This is a genomic window from Kitasatospora sp. NPDC002227, from assembly GCF_040296285.1.
Taxonomy (GTDB): domain Bacteria; phylum Actinomycetota; class Actinomycetes; order Streptomycetales; family Streptomycetaceae; genus Kitasatospora.
The window spans coordinates 1-23,051 of record NZ_JBEOWY010000079.1 but is presented as its reverse complement, the minus strand read 5'-3'; the positions used below and the strand labels follow the sequence as shown (position 1 = coordinate 23,051).

Genomic DNA, 23,051 nt, shown 5'->3' with positions numbered 1-23,051 from the left:
CAAGGAGACCCTCCTCGGCCTCGGCATGGACGAGGTCGCCTCCGCCGGATACTGCTTCCAGGTCGACCTCGCCTGGCGCACCGTCAAGGCCGGCTTCAAGGTCGTCGAGGTGCCCATCACCTTCATCGAGCGCGAGTTCGGCGCCTCCAAGATGAGCCGCAACATCCTCATCGAGGCCCTCTTCCGCGTCACCGGCTGGGGCATCACCAGCCGCGTCCAGAAGCTCACCGGCAAGAAGTAACCCCCACAGGCGTGCCACGGCCGGGTGACGAGTACGACTCACCCGGCTGGGCGCGCCTGCACGGCATTACGGCGGTGCTGCTCCCAAGCTGGTCGTGACCAGGCCCGAAGCGGGCCCGCCGCGCCGACCAGGGAGCCACCGTGACACCGCCCTCGCCCGACGACCACGCCGCCGGAGCGGGCCCGGTGCCCGCGCCGCTGCGGGTCGAGGTGTTCACCGGCCCCGAGACGGCCTTCTTCGCGACCTCCAGCCTGATCATGGGGGAGCGCACCGCGATCCTGGTCGACGCCCAGCTCACCCGCAGCGCCGGGCGCGAGCTCGCCGAGTGGATCGCCGGCAAGGGCCGGGCCCTGCTGGCCATCGTGATCACCCACCAGCACCCGGACCACTACTTCGGCGCCGAGGAGGTGCTGCGGCTCTTCCCCAAGGCCCAGCTGCTCGCCGCCCCGCCCGTGGTCGCCGGGATCGCCGCCACGGCCGCGCCCAAGGTCGCCCAGTGGAAGCCGGTGTACGGGGACGACATCTGTGACCAGCCGCTGCTGCCCGCTCCGCTGCTGCCGCAGCCGCTGATGATCGACCAGCAGCTGATCCGGGTGCTCCAGCTGGGCCAGGCGGACTGCGCGGGCTCCACCTTGGTGCACATCCCCAGTGCCCGAACGGTCGTCGCGGGCGACTTCGCGTACTACGGCACCCATGTCTGGACGGCCGACACCACTCCGGCCGAGCGGCTGGAATGGCGCCGCAACCTGGCCCGGATCGCCGACCTCGGCGCCGAGCAGGTGATCGCCGGCCACCGGGCGCCCGGCGCGGACGACGACGCCGCCGGCGTGCTCGGCTTCACCGACGCCTACCTGCGCGACTTCGACCACGCGCTCGCGGAGCACCCGGACGACACCGAGGCCCTGGTCGCCGCCGTCAACGAGCGGTGGGGCGGCCTGACCCTGCCCGCCATCCTGGAGCTCGGCGCGGCGGCCAACACGGCCCGGGCGGCGCAGGCCGCGCCGCACGAGGTGGAGCGGCGGGCCGAGCCGCCGGAGGACAACGGGATCGTGGACGCGGAGATCGTCGAGGACCCGTGAGGCGCGGCCGGGCCGGACCATACTGACGGTATGACCGGTTACGACGCGATGGTGCTGGCGGGGGGCGGGGCCCGCAGGCTCGGCGGGGCGGACAAGCCCGGCCTCGAGGTCGGCGGGCGGCGGCTGCTCGACCGGGTGCTCGACGCCTGTGCGCAGGCCGGGCGGACGGTGGTGGTCGGTCCGCAGCGGCCGACCGACCGGGCGGGGGTGCGGTGGGCCCGCGAGGAGCCGCCCGGGGGCGGGCCGGTCGCGGCCGTCGCGGCCGGGCTCGCGCAGGTGACGGCCGAGCGGGTGCTGCTGCTCGCGGCCGACCTGCCCTTCCTCGACCTGCCGACCGTCGGGCGGCTGCTCACCGCGCTGGACGTGGAGGAGGCCGAGGCCGCGATCCTGGTCGACGCGGCCGGGCGGGACCAGCCGCTCGCCGGGGCCTACCGGACGGCCGCGCTGCGGACCGCCCTCGCCCCGCTCGGGCCGCCGGCCGGCCTGCCGCTGCGGCGGCTCACCGCCGGGCTGCGGACGGCCCGGCTCGCCGACCCGGCGGGGGTGGCGTACGACTGCGACACCTGGGAGGAACTGGCGCAGGCCCGGGAGCGGAGCCGGGCGGAGGCCGCCCGGGAGCCCTGATCACGGCCCGTCAGCAGCGGGCGTGAGCGAAACGACGCGCGATGGTCACTCCGCAAGCGGTGCGCGGGCCGCCGGATCAGGCAGCATGGGGCCATGGAGCGCACGCTGGATGACTGGATCACCGAGGTCAGCACCGAACTCGGCATCGACCTCGACGTCGACGTGCGGGGTCTGCTCGACCTCGCCCGGGTGGTGGCGCACGGAGTGGACCGCCCGGCCGCGCCCCTGACGACCTTCCTGATCGGCTACGCCGCAGCTCAGGACGGGGGCGGCGCCGAAGCCGTGGCCGCCGCGAGCGCGCGCGCCGCCGCGCTCGCCGACCGCTGGGCCGCGGCCGCCGGAGCGGGCCCCGCCGAGGGCCGGGCGTGAGCGTCCTGACGACGGGGGCAGAGCCGACCACGAGAACGGCGACCGAGGTGACGGAGTCCGATCCGGCCGGCCGAGCGGCCGCCGACGGCGCGGAGCAGCCGGCGGAGCCGGACCTCCTGGACGGGCTGGAGTGGGTCGCGGCCGCGGGCGGGTCCGGCCGTACCGGTGCGGCGAAGCCGCCTGCTCCGGCGGACGGGAAGTGCGGGCGGGACGGGGCGGTGCCGTGGGCGCAGGCCCGGCGGGTGGCTGCGGCGGCGGGGCGGGGGGAGTCGCGGGCCGTGGTGGTGGGGCTGGCGGCGGCGGTGGGCTGCACGCTGGCGGAGCCGCTGGCCGCGCTGACCGACCTGCCGGCGTTCGACACCTCGGCGATGGACGGCTGGGCCGTGGCCGGGCCGGGGCCCTGGCGGCTGACCGGGCGGGTGCTGGCCGGGCAGGCGGGCGGGCCGCTGGCGGACGGTGAGGCGGTGGAGATCGCCACCGGCGCGCAGCTGCCCGCCGGGGCGACCGGCGTGCTGCGCCGGGAGCACGGCAGCCCGGCGCAGGGCCTGCTGCGGGCGCAGCGGGCGGTGCCGCCCGGCCAGGACGTCCGCCCCAGGGGCCAGGAGTGCCGGGAGGGTGAGGAGTTGCTCCCGGCCGGGGTGCCGGTCACCCCGGCGGTGCTCGGTCTGGCCGCCGCCTCCGGGCACGACGAGCTGACCGTCCACCGCCGCCCGACCGTCGAACTCCTGGTCCTGGGCGACGAGTTGCTCAGCTCGGGGGTGCCCGGGCCGGGCCTGGTCCGGGACGCGCTCGGCCCGCTGCTGCCGCCCTGGCTGGCGGCGGCGGGCGCCGAACTGATCGGGCAGCGGTACGTCCGCGACGACTTCGCCCTGCTGCGGGACGCGGTGCGGCACTCACCGGCCGACCTGGTGCTCACCACCGGCGGCACGGCGGCCGGCCCGGTGGACTTCCTGCACGACGCGCTGGCCGCCGCCGGGGCCCGGCTGCTGGTGGACGGGGTCGCCGTCCGCCCGGGCCACCCGATGCTGCTGGCCGAACTCCCGGGCGGCCGCCACCTGGTGGGCCTGCCGGGCAATCCGCTGGCGGCCGTCGCCGGCACCGTCACGCTCGCCCTGCCGCTGCTCCACCGCCGCTCCGGCCGCCCCGCCGCGCCGGGCCGCCGGGCCACCGCCGCCGTCGCCCTGCCCGGGCACCCGGCCGACACCAAGCTGGTCCCCGTCCGGCACACCCCGCAGGGCGTCACCCCGCTGGCCTTCGACGGCCCGGCGATGCTGCGCGGCCTGGCGCTGGCCGAGGCCCTGGCGGTCGTCCCCCCGGGCGGCTGCCCGGCGGGCGGCCGGGTCGAGCTGCTGGCCGTGCCGTGAGAGGGCGGGCGTCGCTGCGGCCGGCCGACACCGGGGAGGTGCTGCTGCCGGTACGGGCGGCGGCGCCGCCGCTGCGGCAGGTCGGGGTGCGGCTGGCGATGGCGCTGCTCGTACTCGCGGTGACCACGCTGATCGTCTGGCTGGACCGGGCCGGCTACCACGACAACTCCGGTGCGCCGGTGGGGCTGCTGGCCTCCGCGTACTACGCCACCGTGACGCTCTCCACCACCGGGTACGGCGATGTCACGCCGGTCGGCGACGGCGCCCGGCTGGTCAACATCCTGGTGATCACGCCCCTGCGCGTGCTCTTCCTGATCATCCTGGTCGGCACCACCCTGGAGGTGCTGACCGAGCGCACCCGCCAGCAGTGGCGGCTCAACCGCTGGAGGTCCTGCGTGCACGAGCACACCGTGGTGGTCGGCTACGGCACCAAGGGCCGCAGTGCGGTGGACACCCTGCTCGGGCAGGGCGTGCCGAAGGAGTCGATCGTCGTGGTCGACCCGCAGCGCAAGGTGATCGACCAGGCGACCAGGGACGGCCTGGTCGGCGTGGTGGGCGACGCGACCCGCACGGACACCCTGCTGCGGGCCGAACTCCCCAATGCCGCCCGGGTGGTGGTGGCCCCCGAGCGCGACGACACGGCGGTGCTGGTCACCCTGACGGCCCGGCAGCTGAACAAGGCGGCCACCGTGGTGGCGGCCGTCCGCGAGGACGAGAACGCCCCGCTGCTGCGGCAGTCCGGCGCCGACGTGGTGGTCACCAGCTCCAGCTCGGCCGGGCGGCTGCTCGGCATGTCGATGCTGAGCCCGTACGCGGGCGCGGTGATGGAGGACCTGCTCACCTACGGCACCGGCCTGGACGTGGTGGAGCGCCCGGTCACCCGGGAGGAGGCCGGCCGGAGCCCCCGCGAGAGCGACGACCTGGTGCTCGCGGTGGTCCGGGGCCACCGGGTGCTCAAGTACACCGAGCCGGAGGCCGCGGTGCTGCAGCTGACGGACCGGGTGATCACCATCCGGCCGGCCGGCCGCTGACCGCGCCTACGGCACCAGGCGCTGCTCCTTGGCGGCGGCCACCGCGGCCGCGCGGTTGTCCACGCCGAGCTTGGCGTAGACCCGGCCGAGGTGGGTCTTCACGGTGGCCTCGCTGATGAACAGCGCCTGGGCGATCTCGCGGTTGCCCAGGCCCTGGGCCAACTGGGCGAGGATGTCCCGCTCGCGGGCGGTCAGGGTCGGCCGGGGCGCCCGCAGCCGGGCCATCACCCGGGTGGCGACCGGGGCGGAGAGGGTGGTGCGGCCCTCGGCGGCGGCGGTGATCGCGGTGAACAGCTCCTCCGGCCGCTCGGCCTTGAGCAGGTAGCCGGTGGCGCCCGCCTCGATCGCCCGGGTGATGTCGGCGTCCGTGTCGTACGTGGTCAGCACCAGCACCCGGGGCGGATCGGCGGCCGCGGTGAGGCGGCGGGTGGTCTCCACCCCGTCGATGCCGCCGCCCAGCTGCAGGTCCATCAGCACCACGTCCGGCCGGTGCCGGGCGACGGCGGCCAGCGCCTCCTCCCCGGAGGCGGCCTCGCCGACGATCTCCAGTTCGGGCGCGCTGCTCAGCAGCGCCCGCAGGCCGGCCCGGACCACGGCGTGGTCGTCGCAGAGCAGTACCCGGATCATGCGGCGGCTCCCGTGCTTCCGTGGGGTGCGAAGGGGACGACGGCGGTGACGGTGGTGCCCGCGCCCGGGGCGGACTCGATGCTCAGGCGCCCGCCGAGCTGGCCGATCCGGGCGCGCATCGCGGGCAGCCCGTGGCCGCCGTCCGGGCCCGGGGCGGTCAGGGCGGCCGGGTCGAAGCCGTGGCCGTCGTCCCAGACGTCGAGGATCACCTGATCGTCCAGGTAGGTCAGGGTGAGCGTGCTGGTGGTGGCCCGCGCGTGGCGGCGGGTGTTGGCCAGGGCCCCCTGGGCGACCCGCAGCAGGGCGCCCTCGGTGCGCTGGGGCAGCTCGACGGGGGCGCCGTCCACGTGCAGCCGGGCGCCGTCGCGCTCGGCCACCGCGCGCAGCGCGGCGGGCAGGCTGCCGGTCTCGGCCAGATCCGCCGGGGCGAGGTCGTGGACGAAGCGGCGGGCCTCGGCGAGGGACTGTGCGGTGGCCGCCGAGGCGGCGGCCAGGTGGGCGCGGGCGGTCGCCTGGTCCCGAGTCCAGCTGCGGTCGGCGGCCTGCAGCAGCAGCTGCTGGCTGGCCAGCCCCTGGGCCAGGGTGTCGTGGATCTCGGCGGCCAGCCGCTGGCGCTCGGCCAGCACCCCGGCCCGGCGCTCGGTGACGGCCAGCTCGTCCCGGGCCCGGACCAGCTCCGCCATGCTCCGGCGCAGCCGCTCGGCCTGCCGCTGGGTGTGCAGCAGCACGGTGACGGAGAGCGCGGCGATCGCGGGCGGGGCGAGCAGCACGTTCGGGTCCCAGCCGGACAGGCGCACCTCGGAGCCGACGATGGCCCCGGTCAGCAGCCCCACCAGCACGATGGCCGGCCTGGTGGGGAGGGTCCGCAGCGTCGAGTACAGCAGCGGCACCGCGCACCACGAGCAGCTCGGCGCCAGCAGCACCAGCACCAGCCAGGTGATCAGCACCGCCGCCAGCCACACCCGCGCCCGCTCCCGCATCGCGCCGCCCAGCAGGTACACCACCCCGAGCAGCACCCCGGCGCCCAGCACCCAGGGCGTGCGGGGATCACCCGGGTGCCGCTGCAGGAACCGCGCCAGCGAGGCCGTCAGCAGCACGAAGAACGCCGCGTGCATCACCAGGCTCAGCCGCCGCTCCCCGGTCGCCTCGGGAGCAGTGTCCGGTGCCATCCTCGCTCCCTCCACCACCGCCGATCCGCGCTTCTCCTCACCATCGTCACACGGTGGGCCGGGGCCGCATCAGCCGATCGGATGACCCTCCCGTCAGCCGCCCGGGGCCGCCGGACGAGCCCGACGGCCGACCGGTGGGGGCTGCTCCCGCTCCGAGGATTGAGTCACCGGCCCCAAGCTGCGGGCCCGACCAACGGAAGCGAGCTCCAGCGATGAACACCTCCACCACCCGCCGTCGCCGCACCACCGTCCTGACCGCCGCCGCCACCGTGGCCGCCGTCGCCCTCGGGGTGGGCGGCGCCGTCACCGCGACCGCCGAGACCAAGGCCCCGGCCGCCGCCCCGGCCCCGGTGTCGGTGCCCGCCTCCGAGACCACCACGAGCACCCACCTCGGCGAGGCCTCGGCCCTCAAGGCCGCCCAGGCCGCCCTCGACGCCGCGGCCAAGGCCGGCCAGAAGGTCTCCGTCGCGGTGGTCGACCGCAACGGCAACACCCTGGTGACCCTGCGCGGCGACGGCGCCGGCCCGCAGTCGTACGCCTCCGCCCAGGAGAAGGCGTACACCGCGGTGTCCTGGAACGCCGCCACCTCGGTGCTGGCCGGCCGCCTGGCCCAGGCCCCGAACCTGAAGGACATCCCCGGCACCCTCTTCCTCGCGGGCGGTGTCCCGGTCGACGCCAAGGGCGCCCCGGTCGCGGGCATCGGTGTCGCCGGCGCCCCGAGCGGCGACCAGGACGAGGCCTTCGCCGCCGCCGGTGCCGCCGCCCTGGCCCACTGAGCGGACACCGTCGCACCGCCCCCGGCCCGTACGGAGCCCGGGGGCTGCCCGGTTTTCGTCCGGAGGTCCTGACAACCTTTCACCCTCGCTCCCGCGTCTGTTGCGCGTGAGTCGAGAATCCGAGGACAACGCCTACACGGCCTTCGTCGAGGCCGCCTGGCACCGGCACCTGCGTACGGCGACGCTGCTCACCGGCGACCGGTACCGCGCCGAGGAGCTGCTCCAGGACTGCCTGGTCAAGCTGTACGTCCGCTGGCACCGGGCCACCACCGACGACCCGCACGCCTACCTGCGGCGGATGCTGGTCAACGGCCAGGTCAGCTGGTGGCGCAGACGCCGCCGCGAACTGCTCACCGGCGAGCCGCCGGAGGCCGCCGAGCACCCGACCGGCCCGTACGACGGACTGGACGAGCTGCACCAGGCCTTGCGCGCGCTCCCCGACCGGCAGCGCGCGGTGGTCGTGCTGCGGCACTTCGAGGACCTCTCGGAGAAGGACACCGCCACCGCGCTCGGCTGCTCGGTCGGCACCGTGAAGAGCCAGAACGCCCGGGCACTGGCCCGGCTGCGCACCACCCTGCGGACGAACCAGGAGGTCAGGTCATGACCGAGCCCGACGAAGCACTCCGTGACGCCCTCATCCTGCTGGCGGACCGTCAGTCCGAGCCGGGGCCCGTACCGGTGGCCGCCCTGCTCCACCGGGGCCGCCGTACCCGCCGCCGCCGCGCCCTGGGGGCCTCGGCCGCCGCCGTGTGCGCCGTCGCCCTGATCGGCGCAGGGGCCGTCGCCACGAAGCCCGACGGCCCGGACCCCCGGCCCGCGGCGGGCACCGTGAGCAGCACGCCGGAGCCTGACGTCCACTTCCCCGTCCCGGCCGACGCCCGGCAGCTGCTGGCCCTGCTGCCGACCAAGCTGCCCGCCTCGTTCCGCTACGAGAACCATCCGATGAAGGTGGACGCGGACCCGCACGACCCGCGCGGGCGCCGGGCGATGGGGGCCTACACGATCAAGGACGGCAGCCGGACGGGCACGGTCGGCATCGAGGTCGTCCGGGCCGCCGTGCCGCAGAAGGTGCCGCCCCGGCCGGCCCAGTGCACCCCTTCCGACTGCACCTTCACCCAGCAGCCCGACGGCGGCGCTCTGATGGTTCTCCTGGGCGGCAAGCAGGCCGACGGAGCACAGCAGTGGCTCGCCACCCTGATTCGCCCCGACGGGACCACCGTGACGGCCAGCACGGGCAACGTCCCGCTGGTTGGCAGCGACCCGCACACCCCCTACCCCAACGGCCCGCTGCTGGACGGCGCACAACTGACCGCGCTCGTCCTCGACCCGCTGTGGCAGGAGGCGTCGGACTCCATGCTGGCGCCCTGACCGGGCCCAGGCCCTAGTCCTCGAAGGAGGTGGCCCGGGTGCGCTTCTCCCAGGCGGCGATCTCGCCGCGGACGGCGTCCAGCTTGCCGAGCACGGCCGTCACGCTGTCCTCGCCGAGCGGCAGGTGCAGCGGGGTCTCCTCCGCGTCGAGGGCGGCGAGGATGAGGGCGGCGGCCTTGGCCGGGTCGCCCGGCTGGGTGCCGTCGCCGCCGGAGACGAACTCCCTGGTCCGGCTGACCGCCGGGTAGAGCCCGCTGTCGCCGCTCACCCCGGCCCGGCCGGCGTCGAACAGCGAGGTGCGGAAGGCGCCCGGCTCGACCACCAGCACCTTGATGCCGAACTCCCGCACCTCGTCGGCCAGCCCCTCGGAGAGCCCCTCCAGCGCGAACTTCGTCCCGCTGTAGGCCGAGAAGCCGGCGAAGGACATCTGCCCGCCCATGCTGCTCAGCTGCACGATCGCGCCCGAGCGCCGCTCGCGCATGTGCGGCAGGGCCGCGCGGGTCAGCGCGGCGGGCCCGAAGACGTGCAGGTCGAACAGGGCCCGCAGCTCCGCGTCGGTGGTCTCCTCGAAGGCCCCGACGTGGGTGCGCCCGGCGTTGTTGACCAGCACGTCGAGCCGTCCGTGCCGCGCCACGACCTCCCGGACGGCCTGCTCGGCCGCCGCCGTGTCGGTCACGTCGAGGGCCACCGCCTCGACCTGGCCGGGGTGCGCGGCGACCAGGTCGGCCAGCGCCTCGGGCCGCCGCGCCGCACCGACCACCAGGTCACCGGCGGCCACCGCGGCCTCCGTGATCGCCCGTCCGAATCCGCTGGTCGCGCCGGTCACCAGCCATACCTTGCCCATCTTTTTCCCCTCGTCGCTTGGCAGTTGATCACCATGAGCCCGAACAAGGATGCGGCACGGCGCGGTTGGCAGATCGACTACGGCGAGGGATCGCGCCAGAGCGGCCGAGGATGACCGGATTTCGCCGCTGCGCGCGGCACCGGCCGCCTCCGGCCGATCACCGGGCGGGGCGGGTAGGTTCGGGGGTATGTACGCGATGACGATTCCCGAGCCCGGTGGTCCGGACGCGCTGGTGTGGGCCGCGGTGCCCGATCCGGTGGCCGGGGAGGGCGAAGTCCTGGTCGAGGTGGCCGCGACGGCCGTGAACCGGGCGGACCTGCTGCAGCGGCAGGGGTTCTACGACCCGCCGCCCGGCTCCTCGCCCTACCCGGGCCTGGAGTGCTCGGGGCGGATCGCCGCCCTGGGCCCCGGCGTCTCCGGCTGGGCCGTGGGCGACGAGGTCTGCGCGCTGCTCGTCGGCGGCGGCTACGCCCAGCGGGTGGCCGTCCCGGTCGGCCAACTGCTGCCCGTACCAAAGGGGTTGACCCTGGAGCAGGCCGCCGCGCTGCCCGAGGTCGCCTCGACGGTGTGGTCCAACGTCTTCATGGTGGCGCACCTGCGCCCGGGGGAGACGGTGCTGCTGCACGGCGGCGCCAGCGGCATCGGCACGCTGGCGATCCAGCTCGCCAAGGCCGTCGGCGCGAAGGTGGCCGTCACTGCCGGGAGCCCCGAAAAGCTCGCCCGCTGCGCCGAGTTGGGCGCGGACGTGCTCATCAACTACCGCGAGCAGGACTTCGTCGAGGCCGTCCGCGAGGCCACCGGCGGGGCCGGGGCCGACGTGATCCTGGACATCATGGGCGCCAAGTACCTGCAGCGGAACGTGGACGCGCTGGCCGTCTCCGGCCGCCTGGTGATCATCGGCCTGCAGGGCGGCATCAAGGGCGAGGTCAACCTGGCCACCCTGCTCGCCAAGCGCGGCGCGGTGATCGCGACCTCGCTGCGCCCGCGCCCGCTCGCCGAGAAGGCCGCCATCGTCGCCGCCGTCCGCGAACACGTCTGGCCGCTGGTCGAGTCGGGCGTGGTCAACCCGGTGGTCGACCGCGTCCTCCCGCTGGCCGAGGCCGCCGAGGCCCACCGCGTGCTGGAGGCCGGCGAGCAGGTCGGCAAGGTGGTGCTGCGCGCGTAATACTCGGTCCGTCCCCGGCCGCGCCCGGCCGGGGACTCCGAGCGAGGGGAGAGTGGCGATGGCCGTGCGCTGTGCGGTGCTTGACGACTTCCAGGGGGTGGCGACGACTGCCGCCGACTGGTCGGTGCTCGGCGGGGAGGTGGCGGTCACCAGCTTCCGGGAGCACTTCGGCACGGAGGACGAACTGGTCGCCGCGCTGGAGGAGTTCGAGCTGGTGGTGACCCTGCGGGAGCGGGTGCCCTTCCCCGCATCGGTGTTCGCCCGGCTGCCGAAGCTGCGGCTGCTCGTCGCCTCCGGCATGCGCAACTCGGTGATCGACCTGGCGGCGGCCGCCGGCCACGGCGTCACGGTCTGCGGCACCGAGAGCTCCTCCACCCCGCCCGTCGAGCTCACCTGGGCCCTGCTGCTCGGCCTCGCCCGGGGCCTGGTGGCCGAGAGCACGGCGCTGCGCACGGGCGGCCCTTGGCAGAGCACGGTCGGCGCCGACCTCGCCGGCCGTCGGCTCGGCCTGCTCGGTCTCGGCAAGATCGGCAGCCGGGTGGCGGTGGTCGGGCAGGCCTTCGGCATGCACGTGACGGCCTGGAGCCAGAACCTCACCCCCGCCCGGGCGGCCGAGGTCGGGGTGGAGCTCGCGGCCGCCAAGGAGGAGCTCCTGGAGAGCAGCGACTTCGTCTCGGTGCACCTCGCGCTCGGCGATCGCACCCGGGGCCTGCTCGGCGCCCCCGAGCTGGCCCGGATGAAGCCCACCGCCTACCTGGTGAACACCTCCCGGGCGGCGATCGTCGACCAGGACGCCCTGCTCGCCGCCCTGCACGAGGGCCGGATCGCCGGCGCGGGCGTGGACGTCTTCGACGTCGAGCCGCTGCCCGCCGACCACCCGATGCGGACCGCCCCGCGCCTGCTGGCCACCCCGCACCTGGGCTACGTCTCCCGTGCCAACTACGCCACGTACTACGGCCAGGCCGTCGAGGCGATCCAGGCGTACCTGGCGGGGAAGCCGGTACGAGTCCTCGGCTGACGCGGGGCGCCGACCGGCTTCCCGGCGGGCAGGGGCGGCTCCGGCGATGCCTGCGGCGCCGGGCCGGCCGCCGGGCAGCGGCGGACGGAAGACCTGGCCTCCGAGGGCGGCCGGCGCAGGTGCCGAGGGGCGCTCGCCGCGCGGTGCCGGCCGCCCAGGGCCTAGGAGTTTGCTGAAGATCTTTCTCCGTCCGCCCGCCTTGCCCGAGTTCGCCGGTAAATGTCGATCGGGGCAATCTGGTGCAAGCTGGGCGCGATTTCAAGATCGTCAGTGCACTCCTAGGGCCTGTCCGGCCGGTCTTGCCGGGCGCGCCACGCCGGGAATCCCGCCTGGACGCACGTCCGAATCACCCGAGTACGACCCAGTACGAGGGTGACTCGGGCGCACGCCCAGCCGGGCACCCGACGTCGCGCGCTGATCCGACAAGATCGGCCGCCCAGGGCCTGGTGGCCCAGGCGGTGGGCCGCTGGTCGGCGGGGCGGCCGGCCGGCGCGGTGCCGGGGCCTGCCGTCGGGCGGGCGTGGCGGTCGAATGTCCGAAATGCCGGGAATGTGTGAGGCTGGTCCGGAGCTGTCCCGCCACCGTCCGCGCCGTCGCGCGGGCGGCCGTCGGAAGGACGTCCGTCCGTGACCGCAACTCCGTACGTGTGCTCCGAGCCCCGCTCCGCCCGGGCCCGGTCCGGCCCCGGTGCCGCCGGTCCGCGTATTCGGTGGGCGGCGCGGGTGGCCGCCGGGCTGGCGGTGCCGCTGCTGCTGACCAGTCCGGCGGTGGCGGCGGACGGTACGGCTCCGACCACCCCGGCCCTGCCCGCGCTGCCTGCTCTGCCGACCGTCTCGCTGCCGGCCCTGCCCGGCGTGGTCATACCCTCGCTGCCGACCCTGCCGACCCTCCCCGCGCTGCCGACCACGCCGCCGGAGCCGTCGGAGAGCGCCGACCCGAGCGGCCCGCCGAGCACCGCCCCCGAGACCCCGGCCCCGAGCCGGACGGCCTCGCCGACGCCCGCCCCCAGCCCGACGCCCAGCCCGACACCCGGCCCGACGCCCAGCCCGGCACCGCAGCCCACTCCCACCCCGACGCCGACCCCCACGGCCCCCGCCGCCGTCCCCGCCGTCCCCGCCCGTCACCCGGCGCCGGAACACCACGAGCGCCACCGCCCGGCCGCCGTGGCCGAACAGCCCGAGCAGGCCCCGGAGACCCCGGAGGAGGACCCCGGGACGGGGGCCCGGCCCGAGGCCCCGGCCCCCGAGGACGAACCGGCCGAGGACCAGGCCGAGCCGCAGACCCCGCAGGCGCTCGCGGCGGCCCGCCCGACGCCGCGCGCCGTGGCCCAGGCGATCACCCCGCTGCGCTGGAGCGACCCGTCCACCCTGCAGCTGCCGCTGGGCGCCGGCCTGACTCTGATCGGCTGCGGACTGGGCCTGGTGGGCCTGCGCCTGCGCCGCCACTGAGGCCGACCGGCGGGCGTCGGGGCGGTTGCTGGTGGGTTGTCAGTTGACCCTCTCCACCTGCGAAGCATATGAAGGAGCTATGACTAACCCGATGAACGAAGCGTCGCAGCCGGGGGAGATCCCGAAGGTGCTGATCGTGGGGCCGGACGGGATGCCGGTGGGTGCGGGGCTCGGCCGGGCAGGCAGTGGGGAGGGTGGCGAGCCCCGGGAGCTGCCGGTGACCGAGATGGTCGAGCAGCCGGCCAAGGTCATGCGGATCGGCAGCATGATCAAGCAGCTGCTCGAGGAAGTCCGGGCGGCTCCCCTCGACGAGGCCAGCCGGGTGCGGCTGAAGGAGATCCACAAGAGCTCGATCAAGGAGCTCGAGCTGGGTCTGGCCCCCGAGCTGGTCGAGGAGCTGGAGCGGCTCTCGCTGCCGTTCATGGAGGACACCATCCCGACCGAGGCCGAGCTGCGGATCGCCCAGGCCCAGCTGGTCGGCTGGCTGGAGGGCCTGTTCCACGGCATCCAGACGGCGCTCTTCGCCCAGCAGATGGCGGCCCGGGCGCAGCTGGAGCAGATGCGGCGGGCTCTGCCGCCCGGCAGCCTCGGCGCCGAGGACCACGACGACCCGGGCGAGGGCCGGGGCCTGCGGGCGGGGCCGTACCTGTAAGGAGCGGGTCGCACCATCCAGGGGCGTCGGCCGCGCCGTTCCCCGCGCCCCTGGTAGTACCGGTAGCCTGTCGCGCGTCACAGCCGGGGTTCGAGGGGGAGACGAGAAGAACGATGGGCGAGCACTCCCTGGGCAACGGGCGGTACGTGCTGCAGCACCTGCTCGGTGAGGGCGGGATGGCCTCCGTCCACCTCGCGTACGACACCGTGCTGGACCGGCAGGTCGCGGTGAAGACGCTGCACACCGAGCTCGGTCGCGAGCAGTCCTTCCGCGAGCGGTTCCGCCGCGAGGCGCAGGCGGTGGCGCGGCTGCAGCACCCGAACGTGGTGGCCGTGTTCGACTCCGGCGAGGACGCCGGGCCGGACGGCGCGACGGTGCCGTACATCGTGATGGAGTACGTCGAGGGCAAGGCCCTGCGCGACCAGCTCAACGAGGCGATCCGCAGCCAGGGCGCGCTGCCCGCCGCCGAGGCACTGCGGCTGACCGCCGAGGTGCTGGCCGCGCTGGAGGCCTCGCACGACCACGGCCTGGTCCACCGCGACATCAAGCCGGGCAACGTCATGGTGACGGCCAAGGGCGTGGTGAAGGTGATGGACTTCGGCATCGCCCGCGCCCTGCAGTCCGGCGTGACCTCGATGACCCAGACCGGCATGGTCGTCGGCACCCCCCAGTACCTCTCGCCGGAGCAGGCGCTCGGCAAGAGCGTGGACGCCCGCTCCGACCTGTACTCGGTGGGCTGCCTGCTGTTCGAGCTGGTCACCGGGCAGACCCCGTTCGACGGGGACTCGCCGTTCTCGATCGCGTACAAGCACGTGCAGGAGGAGCCGCCCGCGCCCTCCTCGCTCAACCCGGCCGTGCCGCCCGCCGTGGACGCCCTGGTGGCCCGGGCGATGCGCAAGGACCCGGCGCAGCGCTTCCCCACCGCCGAGGCGATGCGGCAGGAGGTCGAGCGGGTCTCGGCGGGCGGCGGGGCCGGCACCCCGCTGCAGGCCACGCCGCTGCAGGCGAGCACTCCGCTGGTGATCGGCGAGGGCCCGCGCTCGGTGCACGCCGCGCCCTCGCTGGTGAACTTCCCGCAGGTGCCCGGCGACCTGCCGCCCGTCGGCACCCCGCTGCCGGGCTACCAGGCGCCGACCCCGCCGCCGTACGGGCCGCAGACCCCGCCGCCCTACCCGACCCCGCAGCCGTTCCCGGCCCAGCCCGTCCCCGGCCCGCAGTACGGCACCCCGCAGCCCTTCCCGCAGCAGTACAACGCGGCGCCGCAGTTCCAGACCCCGCCGCCCGGCTACCAGCAGCCGTACCAGCCGGCCCCGCAGCCGCCGAAGCAGCGGATGAGCGGCTGCGCCACGGTGGCGATCGTGGTCGGCGTGCTGGTGGCGCTGATCGTGCTGGCCCTGATCATCGTCGGCGCGGCGGCCACCAAGACCGAGCGCAACCGGACCCATAGCACGTACGGTTCCGAGCGGGTGGCCACCGGGGCGGCCGTTCCACGATGAGGGGGCCGAGGCGGTAGCGTTCATGGGACGAGACCGGACAGGGCGACTGCGCGCCGAGCGAGGGCCCGGGGCGAGGAGCGATGGCAGACACACAGCGGCCGGGTGACGGGGACGAGCACGACGTGAGCCGGGCTCCGGACGAGACCGCCGAGACCACCGCGCTGCCCGCCTCGGGACTGCCGCCGGAGGCCGCCCCGCCCGCCGGACCGCCCAGCACCCCGCCCGCCGGTCAGCCCTCGGTCGTCAAGGGCCCCGCCACCGAGCCGCCGGCCGGCCCGCTGTCCGGGCCTTCGACCGGCCCGGCCACCCCCGGCCGCGGCACCGCCGCCCCGCTCGGCACCGTCGGCGACGGCCGCTACCGGCTCACCCACCGGCTCGGCCGGGGCGGCATGGCCGAGGTGTTCGCGGCCCAGGACGTACGGCTGGCCCGGACGGTGGCGGTCAAGCTGCTCCGCTCGGAGCTGGCCCAGGACGAGGTGGCCCGGCTCCGCTTCACCCGCGAGGCACACGCCGTCGCGGCGCTCAACCACCACTCGATCGTCGCGGTCTACGACACCGGCGAGGAGCTGCACGACGGGGAGTCCACCCCGTTCATCGTGATGGAGCTGGTCGAGGGCCGCACCGTCCGCGAGCTGCTGGTGGACGAGGAGGCGCCGCCGGTCGACCAGGCGCTGATCATCATCGCCGGGGTGCTCGAGGCGCTGGCCTACAGCCACCGGCACGGCATCGTGCACCGCGACATCAAGCCCGCCAACGTGATCATCACGAACACCGGCGCGGTCAAGGTGATGGACTTCGGCATCGCCCGGGCGCTGACCGGCGCGGCCTCCACCATGACGCAGACCGGCATGGTGATGGGCACCCCGCAGTACCTCTCGCCGGAGCAGGCGCTCGGCAAGCCGGTCGACCACCGCTCCGACCTCTACGCGGCCGGCTGCATGCTGTTCGAGCTGCTGACGCTGCGTCCGCCCTTCGTCGGCGAGACCCCGCTCGCGGTGGTCTACCAGCACGTCCAGGACGCGCCGGTGCCGCCCTCGCAGGTCAACCACCGGGTGCCGCCGGAGCTGGACGACCTGGTGCTGCGCTCGCTGGCCAAGAACCCGGACGACCGCTTCCAGAGCGCCGACGAGTTCCGCGCCGCCCTGCAGCACGCGCTGCGCGAGATGCACGGCGCGGCCGGGGCGGGCTACGCGGCCGGGGCCGCCGCCGCTGCGGCCGCCGCGGCGGGTCTGGCGGCGGCCGGTTCGGGCACCGGCCCGCAGCCGGGGTACGAGGGCACTCCGGGCGGCACCCCCATGACCACCCCGATGGTGCCGGGTGCCCCGGCGGACCCGACGGCCGTGCTGCCGCCGTACCAGTCGCCCGCCTCGCCGTACCAGACGCCCGCCGCGCCGTACCAGGGCGTCGGCGGCGGTGGCCGGGACGGCGGCGGTGGCGGGTACGACGACGAGGAGCACGAGCGCGGGCGGCGCGGGCCGCTGGTGTGGATCGCCGGGGCGGTGCTGCTGGTGCTGGCCGCGACGGTGGGCGTGGTGCTCGCGATGAGCGGGGGCACCAAGAACACCCCCGCTCCGCTGACGCCCACCACCTCGGCGACCACGCCGAGCCAGGCGCCGAGCGACGAGACCTCCCCCTCGCCGGACCGCCCGAGCAGCAACTCGTACACCCCGCCCACGACCCCCAGCACGCCGCCGCCCACCACGCGCAGCACCTCGCCCTCGCCGAGCAGTTCGCACTCCGCCACGGCCTCCAGCTCGCCCACGGACACCGGCACGCCGACCGAGCCGCCGACCAGCGCGCCGCCCACCTCCGCGCCGCCGACCACCGCGCCGCCGACCAAGGAGCCGAGCTCCCCGGCCCCGCCGCCCACGCCCTCGCCGAAGGCGGGTCAGACCCCGTAACGGTCAGTTGCAGAAGGCGTCCAGGACCTGCTCGTACTCCTCGCACCACCAGGTCAGCTGACCGGCGGCGGCGGGGAAGAGCGGGTCGGCGCGGTGGTCGCCGCGCTGGTAGCGCCACTGGAGCATCCAGAGGTCGTTCAGGCGCTCCCACCAGACCCGGTGCACGGCGGCGGCCAGGTCGGCCGCCGAGGCGGCGCCGGTGGCGCGGTAGGCCTGGGAGTAGCGGCGCACCCGGACGAGGTCCAGGACGCCGCTGTGCTGGTCGTTGAAGATCAGCGTGGCGGCCCGGACGGCCTCCTCGGCGCGGGGGCGGCGGCCGAGCTTGTCCCAGTCGAGGACGGCCCGGATCCGCCCGGCGGGGCCGTAGAGCAGGTTGAGGCCGTGGAAGTCGCCGTGCGTCCAGCCGGTGGGCGGGGCTGCCTCGGGGGCCGGGCGGCGGTGGCCGTGGGCGGCCAGCAGCTCCAGGCGTTCGGTCAGCCGGTGGCCGGCCAGGGCGTCGAAGGGGTCGTCGGCGGCGCGCAGTTCGGGCAGCGCGAGCAGCTCGCGGACCAGCCGGGCGGTCTCCGCCGGATCGGCGCTGCGGTGTCCCGCCGGTTGCGCGACGGGGGCGCAGACCTGGTCCAGCGCGCCGTGCACTCGCCCCAGCAGCTCCCCGAGCTCCGCGCACTGCGGCCGGTCCAGGCCGGTGCCGTGCCGGTGCTCCCCGTCGACCCAGGGGAAGAGCGCGAACCGCCGCCCCCCGTACGCCGTCACGGTGCGTCCGCCCCGGGCGGCCAGCGGGGGCGCGGTGGGCAGGCCGAGGGCGTGCAGGGCGGCGGTCGCGCGGTGCTGGGCGGTGATCGCCGGGCGGGAGGCGGTCGCGTGGTCCACGTAGCACTTGAGGAAGTAGCGGCCGGTCTCCGTGGTGACGCGGTACCCGCGGTTCAACAGCCCCTCCGAGACCGGGCGGACGTCGGCGGGCGCCCCCACCGGGTAGACCCGCAGCACCCCGGCGACGGCCACCGGGCCGACCGGGGGGCTGAGGGTGCCGACGGGTGGAGCGGCGCGGTCCGGGCGGGCCGGAGCGCTCATGTAAAGCTGGCCGTACGTCGTCACGGGCTGAGCGTAGTGGTGTGCGGCACGCCGACTTGACAGAGTGTCAGGCGTCTGATCCGTGAACTCTCAGTGCTGGTGGTCGGCCTGGTGGCGGGCCACGTAGGCCGCCGCCTGAGTCCGGCGCTCCATGCCCATCTTGGCAAGTAGGCTGCTCACGTAGTTCTTCACGGTCTTCTCGGCCAGGTGGAGTTCGTTGCCGATCTGACGGTTCGTCATACCTTCGCCGATCAGATCGAGGATCTTCCGCTCCTGCTTCGTCAACTGCGCGAGTCGTTCGTCCTCCTTCTCGCCACCGTCGCGCAGCCGCGCGAGCACCCGGCTGGTGGCCACCGGGTCGAGCAGCGACTTGCCGGCCGCGACGTCGCGGACGGCGGAGAGCAGATCGGTGCCGCGGATCGCCTTGAGGACGTAGCCCGAGGCCCCGGCCATGATCGCGTCGAACAGCGCCTCGTCGTCGGAGAAGGAGGTCAGCATCAGGCACTTGATCTCCGGGTGCAGCGAGCGCACCTCGCGGCAGACCTCCACGCCGTTGCCGTCGGGCAGCCGGACGTCGAGCACGGCCACGTCCGGCAGGACGGCCGGGATCCGGCTCAGCGCCTCGGCCGCGGTGCCGGCCTCGCCGGCCACTTCGATGTCGCCTTCCATCGACAGCAGATCGTGGACGCCACGGCGCACGACCTCGTGATCGTCGAGGAGGAATACCCTGATTTGCCCGTTTCCAGTCACGGCCAAATCCTCCCATACCACCCCAGGGATGTCCGACAGATGAGACCGGATGGACAGGCTCCGGTAACTGTGCGGTCACAGATTTCGTTCGTGTTACCCCCTTACGCGGAGCCCTCCGCCCGGATAGCGTGCGCAGGTGTCCTGACGGCCACCGGCCAGGTAGGCGACGCCACACCCGTCGCTCCTGACAAGGAACAAGTAGGACGTCCTAGCGCAGGCGCGCCAAGGGGCGCCGCTGGGTAACGTTCTCGTGAGGGACGCCGTCGGAATGGGAACACCACCAGCCCAGCAGTCGGCGCGCACACCCACGCGTGCTTGCCGGGAGGTGACCGGACCGGTGACCGGCGACCCCGGGCGGCCGGACAGACCGAGGAGTGAACGTGACCGTCAAAAGCACGGCGAGGGCGCGCAAGAAGGCAGCCCCCTCCGTCCCCGACAAGAACAGCGTCGGGACGGACGCCCAGCCGGAGCTGATCCAGCTGCTGACGCCGGAAGGCGAGCGCCTGGAGCACCCGGACTACCCCCTGGAGACGACTCCGGAGGAGCTGCTCGCGCTCTACCGCGACCTCGTCCTGGTCCGGCGCTTCGACGCCGAGGCCACCTCCCTGCAGCGCCAGGGCGAGCTGGGCCTGTGGGCCTCGCTGCTCGGCCAGGAGGCGGCGCAGGTGGGTTCGGGCCGTGCCATGCGGGAGGGCGACTACGCCTTCCCCACCTACCGTGAACACGGTGTCGCCTGGTGCCGCGACGTGGACCCGCTGAACCTGCTCGGCATGTTCCGCGGCGTGAACCACGGCGGCTGGGATCCGAACGAGAAGAACTTCCACCTCTACACCATCGTGATCGGCTCGCAGGCGCTGCACGCCACGGGCTACGCGATGGGGATCACCAAGGACGGCGCGGACGACGCGGTCATCGCGTACTTCGGCGACGGCGCCTCCAGCCAGGGTGACGTCAACGAGGCCTTCACCTTCGCCTCGGTCTACAACGCCCCCGTGGTCTTCTTCTGCCAGAACAACCAGTGGGCGATCTCCGAGCCCACCACCACGCAGACCAAGATCCCGCTCTACCGCCGCGCCTCCGGCTTCGGCTTCCCGGGTGTCCGGGTGGACGGCAACGACGTGCTGGCCTGCCTCGCGGTGAGCCGCTGGGCGCTCGACCACGCCCGCAGCGGCAACGGCCCGGTCCTGATCGAGGCCTTCACCTACCGCATGGGCGCGCACACCACCTCCGACGACCCGACCCGCTACCGGCTGGCCGAGGAGACCGAGGCCTGGAAGGCCAAGGACCCGATCCTGCGCCTCAAGGCGCTGCTCGAGAAGGAGGGCATCGGCGACGAGGCCTTCTTCGCCTCCGTCGAGGCCGAGAGCGAGCAGCTGGGGCTGCGGGTCCGCGAGGGCGTGCGCAGCATGCCGGACCCCGACCCGACGCTGATCTTCGACCACGTGTACGCCGAGCCGCACACGCTGGTGGCCGAGGAACGGGCCGAGTACGAGGCGTACGCCGCCTCCTTCGAGGGCGGGGAGAACCACTGATGTCCGGTCAGCTGAGCATCGCGAAGGCGCTCAACAACGCGCTTCGCTCGTCGCTGGAGAGCGACCCCAAGACCGTCCTCATGGGTGAGGACATCGGCAAGCTGGGCGGTGTCTTCCGGATCACCGACGGCCTGCAGAAGGACTTCGGCGAGGACCGGGTCATCGACACCCCGCTCGCCGAGTCCGGCATCATGGGCACCGCGATCGGCCTGGCCCTGCGCGGCTACCGCCCGGTGGTGGAGATCCAGTTCGACGGCTTCGTCTACCCGGCCTTCGACCAGATCGTCTCCCAGCTGGCCAAGATGCACGCCCGTGCGCTCGGCCACGTGAAGATGCCGGTCACCGTCCGCATCCCGTACGCGGGCGGCATCGGCGCCGTCGAGCACCACAGCGAGTCGCACGAGGCGTACTTCGCGCACACCGCGGGTCTGCGCGTGGTCTCCCCCTCGAACGCGGACGACGCGTACTGGATGCTCAAGCAGTCCATCGAGTCGGACGACCCGGTCATCTTCCTCGAGCCCAAGCGCCGCTACTGGGACAAGGGCGTCGTCGGCGACGCGGCCGCGCTGCCGCTGCACTCGGCGCGGATCGCCCGGGCCGGCTCGGACCTGACGCTGATCGCGTACGGCCCGATGGTCAAGGTCTGCCAGGAGGTCGCGGCCGCCGCGGCCGAGGACGGCCACAGCCTGGAGGTCGTGGACCTGCGCTCGCTCTCCCCGGTGGACTTCGCCACCCTGGAGGAGTCGGTCAAGCGCACCGGCCGCGCCGTCGTGGTGCACGAGGCCCCGGTGTTCATGGGCATGGGCGCCGAGCTGGCCGCCCGCCTCACCGAGAAGTGCTTCTACCACCTGGAGGCCCCCGTGCTGCGGGTCGGCGGCTACCACGCCCCGTACCCGCCGTCGCGGGTCGAGGAGGCCTACCTGCCCGACCTGGACCGTGTGCTCGACGCCGTCGACCGCGCGCTCGCGTACTGATCCCGGGAGCGACTGAAGCATGACTACCGAAGTTCGCTCGCTGCGCGAGTTCAAGATGCCCGACGTCGGCGAGGGGCTCACCGAGGCCGAGATCCTGACCTGGTTCGTCAAGGTGGGCGACACCGTGACGGACGGTCAGATCGTCTGCGAGGTGGAGACCGCCAAGGCCGCCGTCGAGCTGCCGATCCCGTTCAACGGCACGGTGGAGACGCTGTTCTTCCCGGCCGGGACGACGGTGGACGTCGGCACCTCGATCATCGCCGTCGCCGTGGCGGGGGCGGCTCCGGCCGCTCCGGCCCCGGCCGCCGCTCCGGCTGCCCCGGCTCCGGCCGAGGCAGCCGAGGCGGAGCCCGAGCGCCGTGAGGTGCTGGTGGGCTACGGCCCCCGCACCGGCGGTGCCCAGCGCCGGGCCCGCAAGGCCCCGGCTGCTGCCGCTCCCGTGGCCGCTCCGGCTCCCGTCGCGGCCCCGGTGGCCGCTCCGGCGCCGGTCGTCGCGCCGGTCGTCGTGGCCGGGGAGCGGCCGCTGGCCAAGCCCCCGGTGCGCAAGCTGGCCAAGGACCTCGGGATCGACCTGCGGACGGTCACGCCGACCGGCCCGGACGGTGTGATCACCCGCGAGGACGTGCACGCCGCCGCCGCGCCGGCCGCGGCCCCCGCCGCAGTCGAGGCTGCCGCCGCCGCGGTCGTCGAGGCCGCTCCGGTGGCCGTGCCGGTCGGTGCCGGGGACGTCCGGGTGCCGGTCAAGGGCGTCCGCAAGGCGACGGCCCAGGCGATGGTCTCCTCGGCCTTCACCGCGCCGCACGTCACCGAGTTCGTCCAGGTCGACGTGACCCGGACGATGCGGCTGGTCCGCGAGCTCAAGGAGAGCGGCGAGCTGGGCGCCGGCGTGCGGGTCAGCCCGCTGCTGCTGGTCGCCAAGGCGCTGCTCACGGCGGTGCGCCGCTACCCCGAGATCAACGCCAGCTGGGACGAGGCCGCCCAGGAGATCGTGATCAAGGGCCAGGTCAACCTCGGCATCGCCGCGGCCACCCCGCGCGGGCTGATCGTCCCGAACATCAAGGACGCCGGCGCCAAGACGCTGCCGCAGCTGGCCGTCTCGCTCGGCGAGCTGATCGAGACCGCCCGCCAGGGCAAGACCTCGCCCGCCGACATGTCGGGCGGCTCGATCACCATCACCAACGTCGGCGTCTTCGGCGTCGACACCGGTACGCCGATCCTCAACCCGGGGGAGGCCGCGATCCTCGCCTTCGGCGCGGTCCGCGAGCTCCCGTGGGTCCACAAGGGCAAGGTCGTCCCGCGTCAGGTCACCACGCTGGCCCTCTCCTTCGACCACCGCATGGTCGACGGCGAGCTCGGCTCCAAGGTGCTGGCCGACACGGCCGCCATCCTGGAGCGCCCGAAGCGCCTGATCACCTGGGGCTGACACCCCGGTGAGCACCGAAGGGCCCTGCCCCCGCCGGCGGTTTCTAGGGGTCGTTGCAACACGTGGTCGGTTGTCTAGGCCGCGAGGAGTTTAGCCAGACGCTCGGCTGGGGTTTCCCAGCCGAGCGTT

At 74.7% G+C, this 23,051-nt stretch carries 19 protein-coding genes and 4 pseudogenes; 18 read left to right on the top strand and 5 right to left on the bottom strand.

What is annotated here, in order from left to right; genetic code table 11:
* From ABT095_RS37185 to ABT095_RS37165, 6 genes and pseudogenes are all read left to right on the top strand, one after another.
* Nucleotides 1-241: pseudogene (locus ABT095_RS37185) on the top strand (dolichol-phosphate mannosyltransferase); the annotation flags it as partial.
* Nucleotides 242-381: 140 nt separating this feature from the next.
* The gene (locus ABT095_RS37180) at nt 382-1,320 is read left to right on the top strand and encodes an MBL fold metallo-hydrolase (protein WP_350534042.1); all 939 of its coding nucleotides are present in this window, start codon (nt 382-384) and stop codon (nt 1,318-1,320) included.
* A 30-nt stretch (nt 1,321-1,350) separates the two neighbouring features.
* Nucleotides 1,351-1,908, top strand: a pseudogene (gene mobA, locus ABT095_RS38950) (molybdenum cofactor guanylyltransferase); the annotation flags it as partial.
* A gap of 105 nt (nt 1,909-2,013) precedes the next feature.
* A pseudogene (locus ABT095_RS38945) lies at nt 2,014-2,313 on the top strand (DUF6457 domain-containing protein); the annotation flags it as partial.
* Between the two features lie 218 nt (nt 2,314-2,531).
* Nucleotides 2,532-3,677: a molybdopterin molybdotransferase MoeA gene (locus tag ABT095_RS37170; RefSeq protein WP_350534044.1), complete on the top strand. Its 1,146-nt coding sequence runs from the start codon at nt 2,532-2,534 to the stop codon at nt 3,675-3,677.
* Between the two features lie 98 nt (nt 3,678-3,775).
* Nucleotides 3,776-4,708 carry a potassium channel family protein gene (locus tag ABT095_RS37165; protein WP_350534043.1) on the top strand — a complete coding sequence of 311 codons (933 nt, stop codon included), beginning with the start codon at nt 3,776-3,778 and terminating at the stop codon, nt 4,706-4,708.
* Between the two features lie 6 nt (nt 4,709-4,714).
* Here the strand turns inward: ABT095_RS37165 and ABT095_RS37160 are convergent, their stop codons facing one another.
* The gene (locus tag ABT095_RS37160) at nt 4,715-5,335 is read right to left on the bottom strand and encodes a response regulator (RefSeq protein ID WP_350534041.1); all 621 of its coding nucleotides are present in this window, start codon (nt 5,333-5,335) and stop codon (nt 4,715-4,717) included.
* Nucleotides 5,332-6,504 carry a sensor histidine kinase gene (locus ABT095_RS37155; protein WP_350534040.1) on the bottom strand — a complete coding sequence of 391 codons (1,173 nt, stop codon included), beginning with the start codon at nt 6,502-6,504 and terminating at the stop codon, nt 5,332-5,334. Before ABT095_RS37155 ends, ABT095_RS37160 begins: the two co-directional genes overlap by 4 nt.
* Before the next feature lie 212 nt (nt 6,505-6,716).
* Here ABT095_RS37155 and ABT095_RS37150 point away from each other — a divergent pair, with 212 nt between their 5' ends.
* The 3 genes from ABT095_RS37150 (at nt 6,717) to ABT095_RS37140 (ending at nt 8,648) form a co-directional block, all read left to right on the top strand.
* Nucleotides 6,717-7,280, top strand: a complete 564-nt coding sequence (locus ABT095_RS37150; protein WP_350534039.1) for a GlcG/HbpS family heme-binding protein — start codon at nt 6,717-6,719, stop codon at nt 7,278-7,280.
* Nucleotides 7,281-7,386: 106 nt separating this feature from the next.
* Nucleotides 7,387-7,884 carry a SigE family RNA polymerase sigma factor gene (locus tag ABT095_RS37145; protein WP_350534038.1) on the top strand — a complete coding sequence of 166 codons (498 nt, stop codon included), beginning with the start codon at nt 7,387-7,389 and terminating at the stop codon, nt 7,882-7,884.
* Nucleotides 7,881-8,648, top strand: coding sequence for a hypothetical protein (locus ABT095_RS37140; protein ID WP_350534037.1), 768 nt, complete (start codon nt 7,881-7,883; stop codon nt 8,646-8,648). Before ABT095_RS37145 ends, ABT095_RS37140 begins: the two co-directional genes overlap by 4 nt.
* Nucleotides 8,649-8,661: 13 nt before the next feature.
* On the opposite strand, the gene ABT095_RS37135 is transcribed toward ABT095_RS37140, so the two are convergent.
* Nucleotides 8,662-9,492: an oxidoreductase gene (locus ABT095_RS37135; RefSeq protein WP_350534036.1), complete on the bottom strand. Its 831-nt coding sequence runs from the start codon at nt 9,490-9,492 to the stop codon at nt 8,662-8,664.
* 187 nt (nt 9,493-9,679) lie between these two features.
* Between ABT095_RS37135 and ABT095_RS37130 the strand changes: the two genes are divergently transcribed.
* From ABT095_RS37130 to ABT095_RS37105, 6 genes and pseudogenes are all read left to right on the top strand, one after another.
* Nucleotides 9,680-10,657, top strand: coding sequence for an NAD(P)H-quinone oxidoreductase (locus ABT095_RS37130; protein ID WP_350534035.1), 978 nt, complete (start codon nt 9,680-9,682; stop codon nt 10,655-10,657).
* 58 nt (nt 10,658-10,715) lie between these two features.
* On the top strand, nt 10,716-11,675 hold the full coding sequence (locus ABT095_RS37125) for a D-2-hydroxyacid dehydrogenase family protein (RefSeq protein ID WP_350534034.1): 960 nt from the start codon (nt 10,716-10,718) through the stop codon (nt 11,673-11,675).
* 626 nt (nt 11,676-12,301) lie between these two features.
* Nucleotides 12,302-13,123, top strand: coding sequence for a hypothetical protein (locus ABT095_RS37120; RefSeq protein WP_350534033.1), 822 nt, complete (start codon nt 12,302-12,304; stop codon nt 13,121-13,123).
* A 79-nt stretch (nt 13,124-13,202) separates the two neighbouring features.
* On the top strand, nt 13,203-13,775 hold the full coding sequence (locus ABT095_RS37115) for a bacterial proteasome activator family protein (RefSeq protein ID WP_350534032.1): 573 nt from the start codon (nt 13,203-13,205) through the stop codon (nt 13,773-13,775).
* Nucleotides 13,776-13,888: 113 nt separating this feature from the next.
* Nucleotides 13,889-15,205: pseudogene (locus tag ABT095_RS37110) on the top strand (protein kinase domain-containing protein); the annotation flags it as partial.
* Between the two features lie 146 nt (nt 15,206-15,351).
* Nucleotides 15,352-17,172: a protein kinase domain-containing protein gene (locus ABT095_RS37105; RefSeq protein WP_350534030.1), complete on the top strand. Its 1,821-nt coding sequence runs from the start codon at nt 15,352-15,354 to the stop codon at nt 17,170-17,172.
* A 3-nt stretch (nt 17,173-17,175) separates the two neighbouring features.
* On the opposite strand, the gene ABT095_RS37100 is transcribed toward ABT095_RS37105, so the two are convergent.
* Nucleotides 17,176-18,243, bottom strand: coding sequence for a phosphotransferase (locus ABT095_RS37100; RefSeq protein ID WP_502885136.1), 1,068 nt, complete (start codon nt 18,241-18,243; stop codon nt 17,176-17,178).
* Between the two features lie 90 nt (nt 18,244-18,333).
* Nucleotides 18,334-18,993: a response regulator gene (locus tag ABT095_RS37095; protein WP_350534028.1), complete on the bottom strand. Its 660-nt coding sequence runs from the start codon at nt 18,991-18,993 to the stop codon at nt 18,334-18,336.
* Nucleotides 18,994-19,373: 380 nt separating this feature from the next.
* Between ABT095_RS37095 and pdhA the strand changes: the two genes are divergently transcribed.
* The 3 genes from pdhA to ABT095_RS37080 are packed head-to-tail and all read left to right on the top strand — an operon-like array spanning nt 19,374 to nt 22,922.
* Nucleotides 19,374-20,525, top strand: a complete 1,152-nt coding sequence (gene pdhA / locus ABT095_RS37090) for a pyruvate dehydrogenase (acetyl-transferring) E1 component subunit alpha (RefSeq protein ID WP_502885135.1) — start codon at nt 19,374-19,376, stop codon at nt 20,523-20,525.
* A complete protein-coding gene (locus tag ABT095_RS37085) occupies nt 20,525-21,499 on the top strand; it encodes an alpha-ketoacid dehydrogenase subunit beta (protein ID WP_350534026.1) in 975 nt (324 codons plus the stop codon). The genes pdhA and ABT095_RS37085 overlap by 1 nt, the downstream gene beginning before the upstream one ends.
* Before the next feature lie 19 nt (nt 21,500-21,518).
* Complete coding sequence (locus tag ABT095_RS37080; RefSeq protein ID WP_350534025.1) at nt 21,519-22,922, top strand: dihydrolipoamide acetyltransferase family protein; 1,404 nt, start codon at nt 21,519-21,521, stop codon at nt 22,920-22,922.
* Nucleotides 22,923-23,051 lie beyond the last annotated feature (129 nt).